This is a genomic window from Streptomyces iakyrus (assembly GCF_000717055.1).
Taxonomy (GTDB): domain Bacteria; phylum Actinomycetota; class Actinomycetes; order Streptomycetales; family Streptomycetaceae; genus Streptomyces; species Streptomyces iakyrus.
This window is the reverse complement of sequence record NZ_JNXI01000016.1, coordinates 118,049-136,039: the sequence shown is the minus strand read 5'-3', so window position 1 is coordinate 136,039 and position 17,991 is coordinate 118,049. Positions and strand designations below refer to the sequence as shown.

The window sequence follows — 17,991 nt, the reverse complement described above, 5'->3', positions numbered from 1 at the left end:
AACGAAGTCCTGCGCTCCCTACGCCGGCACGACGACCTCCACCCGGGCCCCTTTCCGAACCCCCCACTCATTCATCACCCCGGCCCCGGCCTCCAGCACGTGCCGGGCCCGCAGCCGAGGCATCCCCAACCGCCCCGGCCGCATGGTGCGGACGGCGATGACGCGAAGTCCGCGATCGAGGTAGGCGACATCGATGGGGATGCGCATACGGAAGGTGTGCACGCTGTTGGCGGGGGAGAGCAGGATCGCACCGTCGACGGAGTCCCGCCCCAACAGCCCCTTCGTACGGGCCCGGTAGGAGGTGGCGATCTCCAGCGGCACCGCGACGGACGGCCCTCCGCCCTCCCCTTGTACGACCAGCTCCCCACGCCCGTCCCGCCAACGCCGCCCCATCCGGACCCCCTCCGACCGCGCCACTGCCCATACTGGCTCTCGGGCCGAACGTATCCGGAGAGGGCAGGCCCTCGCATGGGCCCACGGACCCAAGCCCTTTGCTCGTTCCTGACTGAAACGCCCCTGGCGGCAACGCCGTTGGTGCCGCTCCTTGACGCGTTATGCAACCGTTACGGCCGGGAGCCGACCGTGACCCGCCGCCCCACCCTCCTCGCAGCGCTCACGCTGACCGCCGCTGCGGCCCTGACGCTGTCCGCGTGCGGGAGCGACGACAGCCCCAAGGGCAAGGACAACGACAAGATCGCGGGCGCCGACACCGGAGACAAGGCGTCCGCCTCCCCTTCTCCGAGCGCTGCGGACTCCGTCGGCCGGCCGGACATCGAACTGCCCTCAGACCTCTCCTACACCTTCGACTGGCCCAAGACAGGGGACAAGGAGAAGGACGCGATCCTGGCTGACAGTGAGCAGTCCATCAAGGCGGTGGACCTGGCGATCGTGAACCAGAACGCGCTCGACAAGCCTTACCTCTATTACTACGAGGGCGAGGCCGCCGCAGGCACGCAGACGTTCATCCAGGCCTATGTCAAGGCCAAAGCACGGGTCACGGGCGCCTACCGCTTCTACGACCCCGTCGTCAGCGTCAGGGGTAAGGGCAGCGGGTCGCTTGTGTACTGCGAGGACCAGAGCAAGGCCTACGACATGTACCTGAAGAACAAGAAGATCAACAAGACCCCCGTGTCCAAGAACAGTTACGTGCTCTACAACACCCTGCTGCAGAAGAACGACAAGGGTGTGTGGGTCATCGAGAAGATCCTTTCTCAGAGGGGGAGCGACAGGTGCCAGCCTTGAGGCCAGCTTCCCGGGCTCTGATCGTGTCCGCTGCGATCGGTTCGATGTTGCTCTGTGGAGCCCCCGCACGGGCGGACAACGTCATTGGTGGGGGATCCCAGGTGCCTCCACCGAAGAAGAACGTCGACGGCAACTCAGACGGCGGCACCCTGTCGTCCACCGCAGGAGTCGTGGTCTTCGACCGTTCTGACAACGGCTCAGGCGAGTCGGCAGGCCCTGTGACGTCTTCGACGACCTGGACCCCGCCTGCTTGTTACTACGCTCCGAAGTACACGCCGGAGCAGCTGCAGAAGTACCTGGAGCCCACATGGGAAGCCGGCTCGACAGGCTACGAGTGGGATGCCAAGCAACGCGATCGCTACGTCAACGGGCACCCCTACAAAGACTTCAACAAGGACAAGGCCGGCAAGGGCTACTGGTGGGATTTCTACGTCACGCCGGGCCGGGAAGGGGACCCGGGGGCGCTTGACTGCGACAAGCCCATCTTCTGGGTGGACGAGAACGACGACCCGCCGGCCGACATCCCCCAAGCCATCACTACTGAGGTCCTCGCCCAGCTCGCCTACGCCGAAGTGCGCGTTCCCTCCACGGAAATGGATCTCGCCCCGCAGGCGAACACAAAGGTGAATCTGCCTACTTGGGCGTGGCTGGATGCGGCGGAGTTCAAGCCCGTGTCCGTGACGGCTTCCGTTCCGCTCCTGGGCATCCAGGCGACCACAACGGCCGAACCGATATCGGTGAAGATCGAACCTGGCACCACGGACGCGGAGACCTACCCCGCCTCAGGCGTGTGTCAGATTGAGCACGGCCGAATCGGTGAGCCGTACACCAAGGGAAAAGCCGATGAGACACCGTCCTGTGGCGTGAAGTACCTACGGTCGTCGGGTGATGGCTCATACCAGCTCAGGGCGACGGTCACCTGGAAGATCCATTGGACCGGTACAGGTGTGGCGGGTGAGCAGCCCCTACCAGAAGGATCTTTCGGTGGGGAGCAAGATGTCGTCGTCCAGGAGATCCGGGAGCCGACCGTGACCCGCCGCCCCACCCTCCTCGCAGCGCTCACGCTGACCGCCGCTGCGGCCCTGACGCTGTCCGCGTGCGGGAGCGACGACAGCTCCGGTGGCAAGGACAACGACAAGGTCGCGGGAGCCGACACCGGGGACAAGGCGTCGCCCTCAACCGGACCGAGCGAGCCGACTACGACCGGGCGGCCGAAGATCGACCTGCCGTCGGACGTGACCAACGAGTTCGAATGGAAGAAGACCGGCGACGCCCGGAAGGACGCCGTGCTCAACGATGCCGAGCAGCGCATCAGGGCCGTGGACATGGCAATCGCCAAGCAGGACCCTCTCGACAAGGGTTACCGCTTCTACTCGGAGGGCACGGCCGCTGCCGAAAGCCAGAAGTACATTCAGGAGTTCGTCGACCACAAAGCGCGCACGACTGGTCTGACCCGCTACTACAACGAGAGCCTGACCATCAAGGACGACGGCACGGCCGCACTCGTGTACTGCGAGGACCAGAGCAAGGCGTTCAACAAGTTCCTGAAGACCGGAAAGACTGATGTCACGCCGGTGACGAAGGACAGCTATGTCGTATACGCCGGCACCCTGCGCAAGAACGACAAGGGCGTATGGGTGACCGAGCGACTGATCTCGCAGCGGGGGAGCGCGAAGTGCCGGCCCTGATACTCACCTCGTCCACGTCCTGGGCCCTGCCCCCAGCTGGTACGCCCCGAAGTGACCGGCACCGTCACCTGGGAGATCGACTGGACCGGCTCCGGCGGCGCCGGCGGCGACCTCCCGGACGGCACGTTCGGCGCCACCCAGGACGTGGTCGTGCAGGAGATCCAGGCCGTCAACCGCTGAGCGAGGGCGGGGCCCGGCCGGGCGGGACGACCACCATGCGAGGGATCGCCCGCCCGGCCGACGCGAATTGCGTTGTCCGTCGCGGCCCGGCCCGGGTAAGAACAGCACCATGACCTCACTAGGCGCAGTCTTCCGCCCCCAACTGGCCCCCGAACGACTCCGATCAGTGGCCCGGCTGGCCGATGACGCCGGGCTCGAAGAGCTCTGGCTCTGGGAGGACTGTTTCCGGGAGGGCGGGATCTCGACCGCCGCAGCCGCCCTCGCGTGGACCGAGCGGGTGCGGGTCGGGGTCGGGCTGCTGCCCGTGCCGCTGCGGAACGTCGCCATCACGGCCATGGAGGCGGCCTCGCTGCACCGGATGTTCCCGGGGCGCGCGATCCTCGGCGTCGGACACGGCGTGCAGGACTGGATGGGGCAGGTCGGTGCCCGGGTCGAGTCGCCGGTCACACTGCTGCGGGAGCATCTCCTCGCGCTCAGGGCTCTGCTGAGCGGCGAGCGCGTCACCGTCGACGGGCGGTACGTCAAGCTCGACGACGTCGCCCTGGACTGGCCGCCCGAGGCCCCGCACGGCGGGGTGCTGGCCGGGGCCACCGGGCCGCGGTCCCTGCGGCTCACGGGAGAGGCCGCCGACGGGACCATCCTCACCGCCTCCACGAACGCCGAGGGCGTGCGCACGGCGCGGCGGCTCGTCGAGGAGGGGCGCGCGGCGGCCGGCCGTGAGGCAGGGCCCCATCGTCTGGTCGTGTACCTCCTCACCGCCACCGGGCCCGACGCCGCCGCCCGGCTGCGCGCGGAGCTCACCGCCGAAGGGGTCGAGGCCGTTCCGGACCTCGGCGTCGCCGGGGACGCCGGGGCCGTCGCCAAGGCCGTCGAGCGGCTGGTCGAGGCCGGGGCCGACAGCGTCGTACTGCAACCGACGGCGGACGAGCCCGACCCGGAGGGCTTCGTGCGGTTCGCCGCCGAGGAAGTGCGGCCCCTGGTTTCCGTGCCACGGTGAGCACCAGCACGCCGGAACCAGCACGTCCTGTCGTAAGGAGCACCACGTGACGTCCCTGCCCGACCCCGGGCCCCCGCGCCCCGCCACCTTCGAAGACCTCGTCGCCGAAGGCGCCTCCGTTCCCACGGACGGCTGGGACTTCTCCTGGTTCGAAGGGCGGGCGACCGAGGCACGCCCCTCCTGGGGGTACGCCGTCTCGATGGCCGGACGGCTGGGCAGGGCGAGTGCCGTGCTCGATGTGCAGACCGGGGGCGGCGAGGTGCTGGACTTCGCCCTCTCCCGGCTCGCCGACGCGACGACGGGCCAGTCCTCCACCCAGTCCACGACCGAGGCCACCGCCCCTGCCGCCACCGCCCCGAAACCGCCCCTCCTCACCGTCGCCACCGAAGGCTGGCCCCCGAACGTCGCCAAGGCGACCGCCCTGCTCCGTCCGCGCGGCGTCGCGGTCGTCGCCGCCGCCGAGGACGACCCGCTGCCTTTCGCCGACGGCGCCTTCGACCTGGTCGTCAGCCGTCATCCCGTCCGCCCGCGCTGGGAGGAGATCGCCCGCGTCCTCCAGCCTGGCGGGACGTATTTCGCCCAGCACATCGGGCCGAACAGCGTCTTCGAACTCGTCGAGTACTTCCTCGGACCCCAGCCGGAGGGCGTGCGCAGTGCCCGCCACCCCGACCGGGAGCGGGCCGACGCCGAGGCCGCCGGGCTAGACGTCGTCGGGCTGCGGGCGGAGCGGCTGCGCGTGGAGTTCCACGACATCGGCGCGGTCGTGCACTTCCTGCGCAAGGTGGTCTGGATGGTCCCCGGCTTCACCGTCGAGGCGTACGAGCCGCGACTGCGGGAGCTGCACGAGCGCATCCGGGCCGAGGGCCCCTTCGTCGCCCACAGCACCCGCCACCTCTTCGACGCGCGTAAGCCGGGCTGACGCACCCCGGGTCCGTGCTCACGCGTGCGGGCCCACCGTCACCTCTCCCACCACCAGCTCGGGCGTCGCCTCCAGCACCTCGCCCACCCGCTCCACCTGCTCGCCCAGCTCCCGTTCCCGCCGTGCCGTCAGTGGGACGAGCGGCTCGACCGTGACGGTCGTACGACGGCCCCGGCGCCGCTGGTGCCACACCCCCGCCACCACACCGTCGACGAGCAGCACCGGGTAGTTGCCCGCCTGTCCGCCCCCGAGGGCGCGCTGGTACGCCGCTCCGGGGAACAGCCGTTCGCGGGGCTGCCCGGCGACGACGTAGGCGTCGAAGTAGGGGAGCAGGCGGACACCCCGCGCCGGGCCGTCCGGGAAGCCGGTGTCGCCCGCCGCCACCCACGCCGGCGTCCCCTCGAAGCGGACCTCCTCGATACGGCCCGCCGCGGCCAGTTCACCGAACAGGGCCGTGGCCCAGCCGGGCGGCGCAGCCAGCCACCGTGCGAAATGCGCCGGGGTCGCCGGGCCGTACGCGTGCAGATAGCGGCGGACGAACACGGACAACGCGTCGCCCTCCCCGTCGCCCACCGTCCGGTCCCCCGGGGCGGGGCGCGTGTACGTGGCCTTGCGGCCGCGGTTGGGGCCGAAGCACAGCGTGCCCGCCCAGCCGGCCCGGTGCATCACCTGGCGCCAGCGCGGCCACAGGTCCTGGAACGCCGGCATCACCCGGTCACCGGCCCACGGTCCGGTGCGGGCGACGACCTCCTCGGACAGCTCGTCGAGGGTCAGGAACCTGCCGTCGAGCGCTTCGCCGATCGCCGTCACGACCTGGGCGGCCTGCGCCTCGGTGAGCCGCACATCGGGCGGGAACGGGCTCGGGCCGGCCGGCACCGCCGTCAACGCGGCGGAGAAGAGGGGGAGTTCCCGGGCCGGGAGGAGATGGACCGTGCCGCGCGGGCCGTACGTCTTGACCAGGGACCGGTCGTCCCAGAGCGCGGACCGTACGTCCGCCCGTGTCACCCCGCCCGCCCGCATCCCCAACGACAGCTCGGCCGCGGAGAGCACCTGGGCGTGCACGCCCAGCATCGCGCCGGCCACTTCGGCGAGCGGCGTGCCGGTCCCGGCCGGCCCGGCCAGGAACTGCCGCTCCGCCCGGCGTGCGCTCGCTGCGTCCCACGTGATGCCCACGTTCGTCGTCATGGTGCGACGCTAGACGGCAATGAGGTCAGTTCCTGTCCTAGATGTAACCCGACGCGCGCCCGGCCGTGGGCGTGGGCGTGGGTCACCCCTTTCGCTCACTGCACTTGCGCATCTTCCGCCGAGGGTTTTCACATCGTTATCGCCCGCGGCTCGCCTCCGGGCGTCCACTCGCGTAGATTCGAGCCAGGCAATTCGCGTGAGCAAAGCTGCGCGGGCGGTACCGCGCAGTGGAGGGGGCTGCGCGGTGCCAGGCCTCCCGCCGGGCCTTGTGCAGCGGCGATGCAGGAACGGCAAAGCCGCGAATCGGCGACGACCCGGGGGGCGACTCCGGGTCAAGCGGGCGTTCGCGGCCGGGTCACCCGTCGGGGGGATGCCGGGATATTCCACCCGAGTGGCCCCAAGGTGCGGCACAACCTCCGGATCCTGCCCCCGTGGCGCCCGATTCCCCTGCGTATGCGCCCTGTTTCGGCCACGAACGGGCCCTGAACGAGGGCCTCCGCGGTCATCGCCGCGTCGCCGGACGGCTCCGGAGAGTAGTTGTGGCACGCCGATGCGCGCAGCATCACTTACGAAGGGTTATGGTGGAAACCCCCCCCTCGGGCCGGTCCGTCTCCCCCCCACGGACCGGCCCGTTTTTCTTGGGTCCGCCGGGCGGCTCGAACCACCGGCCGGAACCTTTCATTCCGCCCCGATTGGCGGCCCACCGCCACAGCGGGGGTAGGCTTCGCCTCCGGGGACTGCCACACGGGCGGGGACCGCCCGCGGCCACGACCGGGCCGCACACCGCGGCCTGTCCGATCCTTACGGAGGGGCTGACGATCACGTGAACCTGCGCGACAAGCTGCGCGGCCTGCTGGTCAGGCTGTACGCACGCCGGGTGGAAGGTCACCTGGACCACGCTCAGGTGCCCAAGCACATCGGCGTCATCATGGACGGCAACCGGCGCTGGGCGAAGGCCGCCGGATCCAGCACCGTCGACGGCCACCGGGCCGGTGCCGGGAAGATCGAGGAGTTCCTCGGCTGGTGCTCCGAGACCGACGTCGAAGTCGTCACCCTCTGGCTGCTGTCCACGGACAACTTCGACCGGCCGCAGGAGGAACTCGTCCCCCTGCTCGGCATCATCGAGGACGTCGTGCGCACCCTGGCCGCCGACGGCCGCTGGCGCGTGCACCACGTGGGCACGCCCGACCTGCTGCCCTCGGGGATGCAGACGGTCCTCAAGGAGGCCGAGGAGACCACCGCGCACGTCGACGGCATAGTGGTCAACGTCGCCATCGGGTACGGCGGCCGGCAGGAGATCGCCGACGCCGTCCGCTCGATGCTGCTCGACGCCAAGGACCGGGGCACCTCGATGGAGGACCTCGCCGACGCCGTCGACACCGACATGATCGGGCGTCACCTCTACACCAGCGACCAGCCCGACCCCGACCTGGTGATCCGCACCAGCGGCGAGCAGCGGCTGTCCGGATTCATGCTCTGGCAGACCGCCCACTCCGAGTACTACTTCTGTGACGTCTTCTGGCCGGCGTTCCGCAAGGTCGACTTCCTGCGGGCCATGCGCGACTACGCCGTCCGCCACCGGCGCTACGGCGGCTGACGTACCGCTGCCGGGCACCGCGGACGCAGGACGTCCCACGTCACGGCACCTCCCGGTACCCCCTTGAGGACGCGCGTAACACGGAGTTCACCGGCTCGCCGTCATATGCCGTGGCATGGCGACGCTCGTTCGAGGGCATAACCCAGACAGGTCGACGCCCGAACCACGGGTGTCGGATCTCAGCGGACGGCACGGGGCCGTCCGCCCGGGAGGCCCTTTGCACCAGCCCGATCGTGCGGTCACAGCACGGACGAAGAGGCGGAGGGCCGGTTCTCGGCCCGCGCAGGGCGGCCGACGACCGGTCCAGCTCCACTCCGTCGCTCCCCGACCTCATCCGAGGGGGTACGTCCTTCCGTGGTGACCAGCACAAAGCGCCACAAGCCCGACCGGCGCACCTATGTTCTCGACACCAGCGTCCTGCTGGCCGACCCGAACGCCCTGAACCGCTTCGACGAGCATGAAGTCGTGCTCCCCATCGTCGTGGTCACGGAGCTGGAGGCCAAGCGGCACCATCCCGAGCTCGGTTACTTCGCCCGGCAGGCCCTGCGCCTGCTCGACGAGTTCCGGGTGAGGCACGGCCGCCTCGACGCCCCCATCCCGATCGGGGATCTGGGCGGGACCGTCCGTGTCGAGCTCAACCACTCGGACCCCAGCGTGCTGCCCAGCGGCTACCGCCTGGGGGACAACGACTCCCGCATCCTCGCGGTCGCCCGCAACCTGCAGGCCGAGGGTTTCGACGTCACCGTCGTGTCCAAGGACCTCCCGCTCAGGATCAAGGCGTCCTCCGTCGGACTCCTCGCCGAGGAGTACCGCGCGGAGCTCGCCATCACGGACTCCTCCGGCTGGACCGGAATGTCCGAACTGACCCTGCCCGGCGAGCAGGTGGACATCCTCTTCGAGGAGGGGCACGTCTACGTCCCGGAGGCCGCCGAACTGCCGGTCCACACGGGCCTGATGATCCAGTCGGAGCGGGGAAAGGCGCTCGGGCGGGTCACCCCCGAGGGCAACATCCGTGTCGTGCGCGGGGATCGCGAGGCGTTCGGCATCAAGGGCCGCAGCGCCGAGCAGCGCATCGCACTCGACCTGCTGCTCGACCCGGACGTGGGCATCGTGTCGATGGGCGGCCGGGCCGGCACCGGCAAGTCGGCGCTGGCGCTGTGCGCGGGCCTGGAGGCGGTCCTGGAGCGCCGGCAGCACCAGAAGGTGATGGTCTTCCGTCCGCTGTACGCGGTGGGCGGGCAGGAGCTGGGCTATCTGCCGGGTTCCGAGGCCGAGAAGATGAGCCCCTGGGCGCAGGCGGTGTTCGACACGCTGTCGGCGGTCACCTCCCGCGAGGTCATCGAGGAGGTCACCGCGCGCGGGATGCTGGAGGTCCTGCCGCTCACCCACATCCGTGGCCGCTCGCTGCACGACGCGTTCGTGATCGTGGACGAGGCCCAGTCGCTGGAACGGAACGTACTTCTTACCGTTCTGTCCCGGATCGGGGCCAATTCACGGGTGGTTCTCACCCATGACGTGGCCCAGCGGGACAACCTCAGGGTCGGCCGGTACGACGGCGTCGTCGCCGTCGTGGAGAAGCTGAAGGGGCATCCGCTCTTCGCGCACGTGACCCTGGCGCGGTCCGAGAGGTCCCAGATCGCTGCCCTTGTGACCGAAATGCTCGAAGACGGGCACATCTGACCGCACCACGCCAAACAGTGGCGGTTATGCGATAGTTGGCGCCGTCCGGAAAAGGCCAAGAGCCTAGCCGGGCGGCGCCTTCGCGTGTGGCCGTTCCGTGGAATTTCCTGCGTCAAACGGGATGTGAGCTTTCACACGCAACTCGGAATTGCCTTGCCCCGTCCGGTTACGGCAGAGTCTCACTCCTGTCAGGCCCCGCATACGACACACCTGTACCCCCAGCGGTACGGCACCACAAAAGCATCAGCATCAACTGCATAGCGATGTCGTATGCCGCCCGAGCTACACGCGGCGCTTCCCTCGGGGGAGTTGCCCACCGGGCCCGCGCCTCCCGTGACCCCGCAGTTGGGGAGGCCAGTGCCAGGGGCACGATTGCGTCCGCGAGGGTCACCGAAGCGGGCGATGCTGGAAGGAAACCGTGTGAGCCGGATCTCGGTCCGGGGATTCGCAGTGGCTTCGGCCACGGCGGTCACCGCTGTCGGAAGCGTCGTCGGCGTTGCCTCGGGCAGCACCGCGCAGAACAACGACGCCGAAGCGACGGCAAGCGGCGCGACGCTGCTCGCGGACATCCCCGCGGGCCAGCAGGCCCAGGTGCAGACCGCGTCGCTGACGCAGCAGGCCGACGCACAGGCCATTCAGGCGGACGCGAGCGCGAAGAAGGACGCCGAGGAGGCCGCCCGCAAGGCCGCCGCCGAGACGGCCATCGCGAAGAAGGAAGCCGCCGAGAAGGCGGCCAAGGAGGCCAAGGAGCGCGCGGAGGCCAAGGAAGCCGCCGCCAGCCGCTCCAAGGACATCTCCGACTTCCCCGTCGCGACCTCCTACAGCATCGCGCAGCTCCAGGCGATGGCCCGGCAGATCGTGCCGGCCGGCCAGTTCCAGTGCTTCAGCAACATCGTGGACCACGAGTCCGACTGGAACTACAAGGCGGTCAACCCCTCCTCCGGGGCCTACGGCATGTTCCAGGCGCTGCCCGGTTCCAAGATGTCGTCCGTGGGCGCCGACTGGCGGACCAACCCGGCCACCCAGATCAAGTGGGGCCTGAACTACATGAACGACCGCTACGGCAGCCCCTGTGAGGCCTGGTCGTTCTGGCAGGCCAACAACTGGTACTGAGCCGGCCGGCCCACGGCCGAACCCGTTCTTCGCGCGAGCCCCGCACCGTCGTCCGGTGCGGGGCTCGCGCCATGTACGGTCGGACGGACGGCTCCCCGGGGGAGTGGTGCGCCAAGACGGGGGAAAAGGACGGATCATGTCGCGAGTGCCAGGGTGGCTCGGCCGGCTCGGTGCCGGGCTCACCGAGATCAGCGAGCGGTACAACGAACGCCGCGCCGAGGCCGAACGGGAGCAGGACGAGCCCGACCCGGGGACGCTCGCCGGTGACCACGTGCCGCCGCCCCCGGACTACGCCCCCGACGTCGCCGCCCGCCCCGATCCCGCGCTGGCCGTGCCGTGGGGGGTGCGGGTCGCGGCCGAGGCCGGCTGGCGGCTCCTCGTCCTCGCGGGCACCCTCTGGGTGCTGATGCGGGTCATCAGCGCCGTCCAGCTCGTGGTGCTCTCGTTCGTCATCGCGCTGCTCATCACGGCGATCCTGCAGCCGACGGTGGCCCGGCTGCGGCGCCACGGCGTGCCCCGCGGGCCGGCGACCGCGCTGACGGCGTTGTTCGGCTTCGTCGTCATCGGCCTCATCGGCTGGTTCGTGACCTGGCAGGTCATGGAGAACATCGACGACCTCTCGGGCCAGATCCAGGACGGCATCGACGAGTTGCGGAACTGGCTGCTGAACAGCCCCTTCCACGTCACGGACAAGCAGATCAACGAGATCGCCACGAACCTGCGCGAGGCGGTCGGGGCGAACACCGACCAGATCACCTCCGCCGGCCTGGAGGGCGTGACGGTCGTCGTCGAGGCGCTCACCGGCATCCTGCTGTCGGTCTTCTGCACGCTGTTCCTGCTCTACGACGGCAAGCGGATCTGGGAGTGGACGCTGAAGCTGGTGCCGGCGGCGGCGCGGCCCGGGGTGGCCGGGGCCGGGCCGGCGGCGTGGCGGACGCTGACGGCGTACGTGCGGGGCACGGTGATCGTCGCGCTGATCGACGCGATCTTCATCGGCCTCGGCATCTACTTCCTCGATGTACCGATGGCCGTCCCGCTGGCGGTGTTCATCTTCCTGTTCGCCTTCATCCCGCTGGTGGGTGCGGTCGTGTCCGGGGCGCTGGCGGTGGTCGTCGCGCTGGTCACCCAAGGGGTGTTCACGGCCGTCATGACGCTGGTCGTGGTGCTCGCGGTGCAGCAGATCGAGGGCCACATCCTCCAGCCGTTCATCCTGGGGCGTGCCGTGCGGGTGCATCCGCTGGCGGTGGTGCTGGCGGTGGCGTGCGGCGGAATGGTGGCCGGGATCGGCGGCGCGGTGGTCGCCGTGCCGCTGGTGGCGGTGACGAACACGGTCGCCGGGTATCTGCGGTCGTACTCGCAGAAGTCGGCGCTCCGGCACTCCGTGCGGCCGCGCGGGGCCACGGCGGTGAGCGCGGAGCCGACCCCGCAGACGCCCTCCGCCCCGGAGTAGTCCAGGAGCGCGGGACACCGAAAGGGCCCCGCCCACCGGTCAGGTGGACGGGGCCCTGTTCCATGCGACGTGCGGCCGGGTGTTACTCGGCCAGGACCGCCTCGGCGTCCAGCGTGACGCCGACCGCCTGGATCACGGAGGCGATCTTGAACGCTTCCTGGACGACCTCGCGGTCCAGGCCCGCCTTGCGCAGGACCTGCTCGTGCGAGTCCAGGCACATGCCGCAGCCGTTGATGGCCGAGACGGCGAAGGACCACAGCTCGAAGTCGACCTTGTCGACGCCCGGGTTGCCGATGACGTTCATCCGCAGGCCGGCGCGCAGGGTGCCGTACTCGTGGTCCGACAGGAGGTGACGGGTGCGGTAGAAGACGTTGTTCATCGCCATCACCGCGGCCGCGGCCTTGGCGGCCGTGTACGCCTCCGGCGACAGGTTCGCCTTCGCCTCCGGCTCCAGCTCGCGCAGCACGATCGGGGAGCGCGAGGCGATCGCCGTCGCCAGCACCGTGCCCCACAGCTGCTGGGCCGGCAGGTCGGAGTTGCCGATGACCGAGCCCAGGTTGAGCTTCAGGTCCTTGGCGTAGTCCGGTATGGCGGACTTCAGGGCATCCAGCGACATGTCAGATCACTCCCCGGAGAGCAGCGCGACCGGGTCGAGGGTCTCGTCGCCCTTCGACCAGTTGCAGGGGCACAGCTCGTCCGTCTGGAGCGCGTCCAGGACCCGGAGGACCTCCTTCGGGTTACGGCCGACCGAGCCCGCGGTCACCATCGAGAACTGGATCTCGTTGTTCTGGTCCACGATGAACACCGCGCGCTTGGCGAAGCCGTCCTCGCCCTCGATGCCGAGGTCGCGCATCAGCTCGTGCTTGGAGTCGGCCATCATCGGGAACGGCAGGTCGCGCAGGTCGTCGTGGTCCTTGCGCCAGGCGTGGTGGACGAACTCGGAGTCGCCGGAGAAGCCGAGGACCTGCGCGTCGCGGTCCGCGAACTCCTCGTTCAGCTTGCCGAAGGCGGCGATCTCGGTCGGGCACACGAAGGTGAAGTCCTTGGGCCACGCGAAGATGACCTTCCACTGACCCTCGTAGGTCTTGTGGTTGATCTGCTGGAACTCCTTGCCCTTCTCCAGCGAGACGCAGGCGGTCAGGTCGAACTCGGGGAACTTGTCACCGACGGTGAGCACACACACTCCTTGCAGCGAAGAAACTCCCGGATCGCGGGGGTTTCCCATGGGTTGGACTGTGTTGATGTTGGCACAGGCTCGATTGATTACGGAAATAGCTACACTCGGTCGAGTTGATCGGAGGTAGTTATCAGTGACGGTCGGTAATAAGCGCAGGCAGCCCAGCCTCGCCCAGCTCCGGGCCTTCGCGGCGGTCGCCGAGCACCTTCATTTCCGGGACGCGGCCGCGGCGATCGGCATGAGCCAGCCCGCCCTCTCGGGCGCCGTGTCGGCCCTGGAGGAGACACTCGGAGTGACGCTCCTCGAGCGTACGACGCGCAAAGTGCTGCTCTCACCCGAGGGTGAGCGGATCGCCGTCCGCGCCAAGGCGGTTCTCGGGGAGGTGGGAGCGCTCATGGAGGAGGCCGAGGCGGTCCGGGCGCCCTTCACCGGAGTGCTGCGGCTCGGGGTGATCCCGACGGTCGCGCCCTATCTGCTGCCGACGGTCCTGCGGCTCGTCCACGAGCGGTACCCGCACCTCGACCTCCAGGTGCACGAGGAGCAGACCGCCAGCCTGCTCGACGGCCTGGCCGGCGGCCGGCTCGACCTCCTGCTGCTCGCCGTGCCCCTGGGCGTGCCGGGCGTGACCGAACTGCCGCTGTTCGACGAGGACTTCGTGCTGGTCACCCCGCTCGACCACTGGCTCGGCGGCCGGGAGGGCATCCCGCGCCAGGCTCTGCGCGAGCTGAACCTGCTCCTGCTGGACGAGGGCCACTGCCTGCGCGACCAGGCCCTCGACATCTGCCGGGAGGCCGGCCGCGACGACGTGCCGGTCACCACGACCGCCGCGGGGCTGTCCACGCTGGTGCAGCTCGTCGCGGGCGGGCTCGGCGTCACCCTGCTGCCGAGCACCGCCCTCAAGGTCGAGACCTCCCGCAGCAACCAGCTCCTCACCGGGTACTTCGCCGACCCGGCCCCCACCCGCCGGATCGCCCTGGCGATGCGCGCGGGGGCCGCACGCGGCGGAGAGTACGAGGAGCTGGCGGCCGCCCTGCGCCAGGCGCTGCGGCCGCTGCCCGTACGGGTCGTCGACCGGGACGCCTGACGCCCCGCACGAGGACCTACTCCGTCCGCAGCCCGTCCGGCCGCATCAGTTTCAGCAGCGGCGGCAGGCTCAGCAGTGTCACCACGAGGACGACGCCCGCGCCGATGCCGGTCACCGACAGCACGCTCGGCCAGTCCACCCGGACCGACGTGTTCGTCATCCGCAGCAGGACCGCGCCCAGGGCCATGCCCACCGCCGCGGCGAGCAGCAGGCCGAGACCGATCGGGATCGCCGTCTGCCACAGCACCGACAGGCCCAGGGTGCGGCGCCGGGTGCCGAAGGCGACCAGGGACGACAGCAGTTTGCGGCGCTCGCGCAACTGCTCCAGCTGCGAGACCAGCAGGCTCGCCCCGATCAGGGCCAGCACACACGCGGCTCCGACGGACAGGCCGGTGCGGATGGCGGCGTAGCGGTCGTTGCTCTCGATGCTGTGCCAGGTCATCGGCTGGGACGTCGGATCGAGCCGCGCGGCCGTGTTGCGCACGTGGTCGTAGGCGTCCGGCACCGAGGGGTCCACGCTCAGGAAGAGCCGCGTGGACATGAGCGCCTTCAGCTTCCCGGGCAGCGCGCCGGGGGTGATCAGGAGGCCGCCGCGCTCGTATCCGGTGGGGTCCTCGCGGGACTCGGCCTGCCGGATGCCCCGCGGAACGGTCCAGGTGACCGTACGGTCGCCGGCGCGGCCGGATTCCTCCGATTCGGCCCACAGGCGCGTGCCGGGCACGGCCAGGCGCTCGCTGTCGCCGTCGTACTCCGAGCCCTTGGCCGCGAACAGGTCACCGTCGCGGCAGTCGGGGAGCTTTGCGACTTCACGCAGCGACGCGCAGTCGGCCACGGTGATCTGGATGAGGGCGTCCGCCTCGCGCCGGTCGCCGAGATGGAAGTCCGACAGGGTGGTGACCTTGCGTACGCCTTCGGTGTCGCGGTACTGCGCGGCGACCGGCGCGGCGTCGCTGCCCTCCGGCACGTCCGCGCTCATCTGGGCCCGGGAGACGTCGTACTGCGACGCCCTGGTGTAATTGCCTTCCACCCCGGCGAACAGCATCTGCAGCGCGATCGCCCCGGCCACCGCCACCGCGATGCCGTTGACCATGCGAGCCGCCACACCGCTGCTCAACTGCAGTCGGCGCACAGCCAGTTGCCAGGCAACCCCGCCCGAACCGAGCCGGGCGACGACCGTCTCCACGACCCAGGGCAGCAGCGCCGTGACACCGATCAGGAGCAGCATCACGCCGCCGACGACCAGGTACTGGTTGAAGTTCCCGCCGTCGTCGCCCTGCCCCATCATCGGGTAGAGCAGCGCCAGTCCGCCCAGCGGCAGCAGCAGCCGCCACCACAGCCGGCGCCGCGCGGGCCTGGCCGTGCGCACCACGCCGAGGGGCTCGATGACCACGCCCCGCAGCGCGAGGATCGTCACCAGGACCGCGGCCGCCGGCACCGCCAGCGCGACCAGCACGGCCAGCAGGGGAGAGGGATTCAGATAGCTCGGGAACACGCTGACGCGGAACACCTCGACGGACGCCGCCAGTTGCCGGCCGAGCAGGAAGAACCCGGTGCCGAGGACGAGCCCCAGCACGGAACCGGCGAGTGCCTCCCCGGCGGCGATCCGCCGGGTCATCCGGCTGTCGGAGCCGACCAGCCGCAGCGCCGCGAGCCTGCGGTCGCGCCGCTCGCCGCCGAACCGCACGGCCGCGGCGATGAACACGGCGACCGGCATCAGCAGCACCACGAAGACGACCAGGACGAGCAGGAGCAGGACCGGGTCCCACGGGTCGGGCGACCCCAGGTCCGGGTTGCCGAAGCTGTCGATCCGGGCCCCGCTGGCGGGGCCCTCCAGCCGTTCCGCGAGTCCCTTGCCGCCCGCGTAGTAGGCGAGTTCCTGCGAGCCGACCAGCCCCTGCTCGCCGATGGCGCCCGTGATCCGGTAGTCCAGCCGCTCCCGCAGGAGCCTGCCGTCGCGGGAGGCGAGCAGCTCCTTCAGCGCGGGTGAGACGACCATCTCGCCGTCCGCGGGGAACGCCGACACCCCCGGGGGCAGCGGAGCCTTCGGGCCTTCGGGCTCCAGCATGCGCCCGCGCACGTCCCGGTCCCGGAAGATGGTGTCCGAGTCCACGACGATCAGGGTGTCGTCGGCCTTCGGTATCTCCTGCTGGCCGAAGGTGTGGTCGCTGCGCGCCTCCTCGCGCCGGTCCCGTTCCGCCAGGGCGCCCGGGATGGCGGTGGTGAGCAGCAGCAGCGCCACTCCGAGCCCGACGCCGACGGCCGTGAGCAGCGCCCGGGTCCACCCCTCGCGTCCGCCGGCGAGGGCGAACCGGGCCCCCATGCCCAGGTCCCGGCTCCACTGCCTGACGCTCATACGACGCGCTCCATGTCACGGGACTTGCCGTCCCGCACGACGATCTCGCGGTCGGAGTACGCGGCCACCCGCGCCTCGTGGGTGACGAGCACCACGGCCGTGTTGGCCGACCGGGCGGCGTCCGTGAGCAGCTCCATCACGCGCTCGCCGTTGAACGAGTCGAGCGCGCCGGTCGGCTCGTCGGCGAAGACCACTCGCGGGTTCGTCACCAGCGAGCGGGCCACGGCGACCCGCTGCCCCTGACCGCCGGAGACCTCACCGGGCCGCTTCTTGCGGAGGTCGTCGACCTCCAGCCGTTCCATCCACGCCAGCGCGGTCCGCTCGGCCTCCTTGCGGGACGAGCCGTTGAGCCGCAGCGGCAGCGCGACGTTCTCCACGCAGGTCAGTTCCGGTACGAGCTGCCCGAACTGGAACACGAACCCGAACTCGGAGCGCCGCAGCGCACTGCGCTCGGCGTCGCTCATCGCGGTCACCTCGCGCCCGTTGTACGTGATCGAGCCCGAGTCGGGCATGACGATCCCGGCCAGGCAGTGCAGCAGGGTCGACTTGCCCGACCCGGACGGGCCCATCACGGCGACGACCTCGCCCGGGTGGATGGAGAAGCAGGCGCCGTCGAGGGCGGTCGTCGGGCCGTACACCTTGCGCAGGTCCTGGGCGGTGAGGAGCGAACCAGCGGGAATCGTCACCGGGTCACCGCCTCACGGAGTTTGTCCAGACGGGCAGCGGCCAGCTCCAGCCAGCGCAGGTCCGCCTCCAGGTGGAACAGCGCGTGGTCGCAGATGAGCTGGTCGGCCAGATCACCCTTGCGCTTGCGGTCGGTGAGGATCCGCATGCTGCGCAGGTGCTCCGAGCGCTGCGTGTCGAGGATGTCCCCGGCGTCGCGGTGGGTGAGCAGGGCGAGGACGACCTTCGTGTAGAGGGTCGACTGGAGGTACGGCTCCGGCTTCTCGGGCGTGGCGAGCCAGCGCGCGACGTCCGTGACGCCGGCCTCGGTGATCGCGTACCGCTTGCGCTCGGGCCCGTCGCCCGCCTCGATGCCGTCGACCTCGACGAGCCCGTTCTTCAGCAGGCGGGACATCGTCGAGTAGACCTGGCCGTAGTGCAGCGGCCGGTCGTGACCGAACTTCTCGTCGAAGGCCCGTTTCAGGTCGTAACCGTGACGCGGGCCGGACTCCAGGAGTCCCAGGAGAGTGTGACCGATGGACATGGCCAGGACTGTACACGGTGTGTATACGCGGCATGTATACGCCGAGTGTGCAGCTCCTGGCACGGGGTGCGGCCGTGCAGGTCGGAACGCGTTGTCACGGTTCCGCAACAGCCGTCCGG

Annotated in this window: 16 protein-coding genes and 1 pseudogene; 10 read left to right on the top strand and 7 right to left on the bottom strand. The window is 70.2% G+C overall.

The window, feature by feature from the left end; genetic code table 11:
* Positions 1 to 18 precede the first annotated feature (18 nt).
* The gene (locus tag OO68_RS25275; protein ID WP_033311609.1) at positions 19 to 393 is read right to left on the bottom strand and encodes a DUF192 domain-containing protein; all 375 of its coding nucleotides are present in this window, start codon (positions 391 to 393) and stop codon (positions 19 to 21) included.
* 189 nt (positions 394 to 582) lie between these two features.
* On the opposite strand from OO68_RS25275, the gene OO68_RS25270 reads away from it, so the two are divergent.
* The 5 genes and pseudogenes from OO68_RS25270 to OO68_RS25255 all read left to right on the top strand — a co-directional run bounded on the left by OO68_RS25270 (position 583) and on the right by OO68_RS25255 (position 5,026).
* Positions 583 to 1,242 carry a hypothetical protein gene (locus OO68_RS25270; protein WP_106974411.1) on the top strand — a complete coding sequence of 220 codons (660 nt, stop codon included), beginning with the start codon at positions 583 to 585 and terminating at the stop codon, positions 1,240 to 1,242.
* Positions 1,243 to 1,286: 44 nt separating this feature from the next.
* Positions 1,287 to 2,261 (top strand): annotated as a pseudogene (locus OO68_RS25265) (hypothetical protein); the annotation flags it as partial.
* A 720-nt stretch (positions 2,262 to 2,981) separates the two neighbouring features.
* Positions 2,982 to 3,110, top strand: coding sequence for a hypothetical protein (locus OO68_RS48325; protein ID WP_280922534.1), 129 nt, complete (start codon positions 2,982 to 2,984; stop codon positions 3,108 to 3,110).
* A 109-nt stretch (positions 3,111 to 3,219) separates the two neighbouring features.
* Positions 3,220 to 4,107, top strand: coding sequence for an LLM class flavin-dependent oxidoreductase (locus tag OO68_RS25260; protein ID WP_033311221.1), 888 nt, complete (start codon positions 3,220 to 3,222; stop codon positions 4,105 to 4,107).
* Between the two features lie 46 nt (positions 4,108 to 4,153).
* Complete coding sequence (locus tag OO68_RS25255) at positions 4,154 to 5,026, top strand: methyltransferase domain-containing protein (RefSeq protein ID WP_245237141.1); 873 nt, start codon at positions 4,154 to 4,156, stop codon at positions 5,024 to 5,026.
* A gap of 18 nt (positions 5,027 to 5,044) precedes the next feature.
* On the opposite strand, the gene OO68_RS25250 is transcribed toward OO68_RS25255, so the two are convergent.
* On the bottom strand, positions 5,045 to 6,211 hold the full coding sequence (locus OO68_RS25250; RefSeq protein ID WP_033311215.1) for a winged helix DNA-binding domain-containing protein: 1,167 nt from the start codon (positions 6,209 to 6,211) through the stop codon (positions 5,045 to 5,047).
* A gap of 823 nt (positions 6,212 to 7,034) precedes the next feature.
* On the opposite strand from OO68_RS25250, the gene OO68_RS25245 reads away from it, so the two are divergent.
* The 4 genes from OO68_RS25245 (at position 7,035) to OO68_RS25230 (ending at position 12,051) form a co-directional block, all read left to right on the top strand.
* Complete coding sequence (locus OO68_RS25245) at positions 7,035 to 7,808, top strand: isoprenyl transferase (RefSeq protein WP_033311213.1); 774 nt, start codon at positions 7,035 to 7,037, stop codon at positions 7,806 to 7,808.
* A gap of 354 nt (positions 7,809 to 8,162) precedes the next feature.
* The gene (gene phoH2 / locus OO68_RS25240) at positions 8,163 to 9,488 is read left to right on the top strand and encodes an RNA 5'-3' helicase PhoH2 (protein WP_033311212.1); all 1,326 of its coding nucleotides are present in this window, start codon (positions 8,163 to 8,165) and stop codon (positions 9,486 to 9,488) included.
* A gap of 420 nt (positions 9,489 to 9,908) precedes the next feature.
* Positions 9,909 to 10,601, top strand: coding sequence for an aggregation-promoting factor C-terminal-like domain-containing protein (locus OO68_RS25235; RefSeq protein WP_191846221.1), 693 nt, complete (start codon positions 9,909 to 9,911; stop codon positions 10,599 to 10,601).
* Positions 10,602 to 10,737: 136 nt separating this feature from the next.
* Positions 10,738 to 12,051: an AI-2E family transporter gene (locus OO68_RS25230; RefSeq protein ID WP_033311210.1), complete on the top strand. Its 1,314-nt coding sequence runs from the start codon at positions 10,738 to 10,740 to the stop codon at positions 12,049 to 12,051.
* An 82-nt stretch (positions 12,052 to 12,133) separates the two neighbouring features.
* Here the strand turns inward: OO68_RS25230 and OO68_RS25225 are convergent, their stop codons facing one another.
* Together OO68_RS25225 and OO68_RS25220 are read right to left on the bottom strand one after the other, a co-directional pair.
* Positions 12,134 to 12,667, bottom strand: a complete 534-nt coding sequence (locus OO68_RS25225; protein ID WP_033311207.1) for an alkyl hydroperoxide reductase — start codon at positions 12,665 to 12,667, stop codon at positions 12,134 to 12,136.
* Positions 12,668 to 12,673: 6 nt separating this feature from the next.
* Positions 12,674 to 13,228 (bottom strand): peroxiredoxin, encoded by a 555-nt coding sequence (locus OO68_RS25220; protein ID WP_031132607.1) that lies wholly within the window; start codon positions 13,226 to 13,228, stop codon positions 12,674 to 12,676.
* A gap of 133 nt (positions 13,229 to 13,361) precedes the next feature.
* Between OO68_RS25220 and OO68_RS25215 the strand changes: the two genes are divergently transcribed.
* A complete protein-coding gene (locus OO68_RS25215; protein ID WP_033311206.1) occupies positions 13,362 to 14,312 on the top strand; it encodes a LysR substrate-binding domain-containing protein in 951 nt (316 codons plus the stop codon).
* Positions 14,313 to 14,328: 16 nt separating this feature from the next.
* Here OO68_RS25215 and OO68_RS25210 read toward each other — a convergent pair whose 3' ends face one another.
* The 3 genes from OO68_RS25210 to OO68_RS25200 are packed head-to-tail and all read right to left on the bottom strand — an operon-like array spanning position 14,329 to position 17,872.
* Positions 14,329 to 16,665, bottom strand: coding sequence for an ABC transporter permease (locus tag OO68_RS25210; RefSeq protein WP_033311205.1), 2,337 nt, complete (start codon positions 16,663 to 16,665; stop codon positions 14,329 to 14,331).
* On the bottom strand, positions 16,662 to 17,351 hold the full coding sequence (locus OO68_RS25205; protein ID WP_033311202.1) for an ABC transporter ATP-binding protein: 690 nt from the start codon (positions 17,349 to 17,351) through the stop codon (positions 16,662 to 16,664). Before OO68_RS25205 ends, OO68_RS25210 begins: the two co-directional genes overlap by 4 nt.
* Positions 17,348 to 17,872 (bottom strand): PadR family transcriptional regulator, encoded by a 525-nt coding sequence (locus OO68_RS25200; RefSeq protein WP_033311201.1) that lies wholly within the window; start codon positions 17,870 to 17,872, stop codon positions 17,348 to 17,350. Before OO68_RS25200 ends, OO68_RS25205 begins: the two co-directional genes overlap by 4 nt.
* Between the last annotated feature and the right edge of the window lie 119 nt (positions 17,873 to 17,991).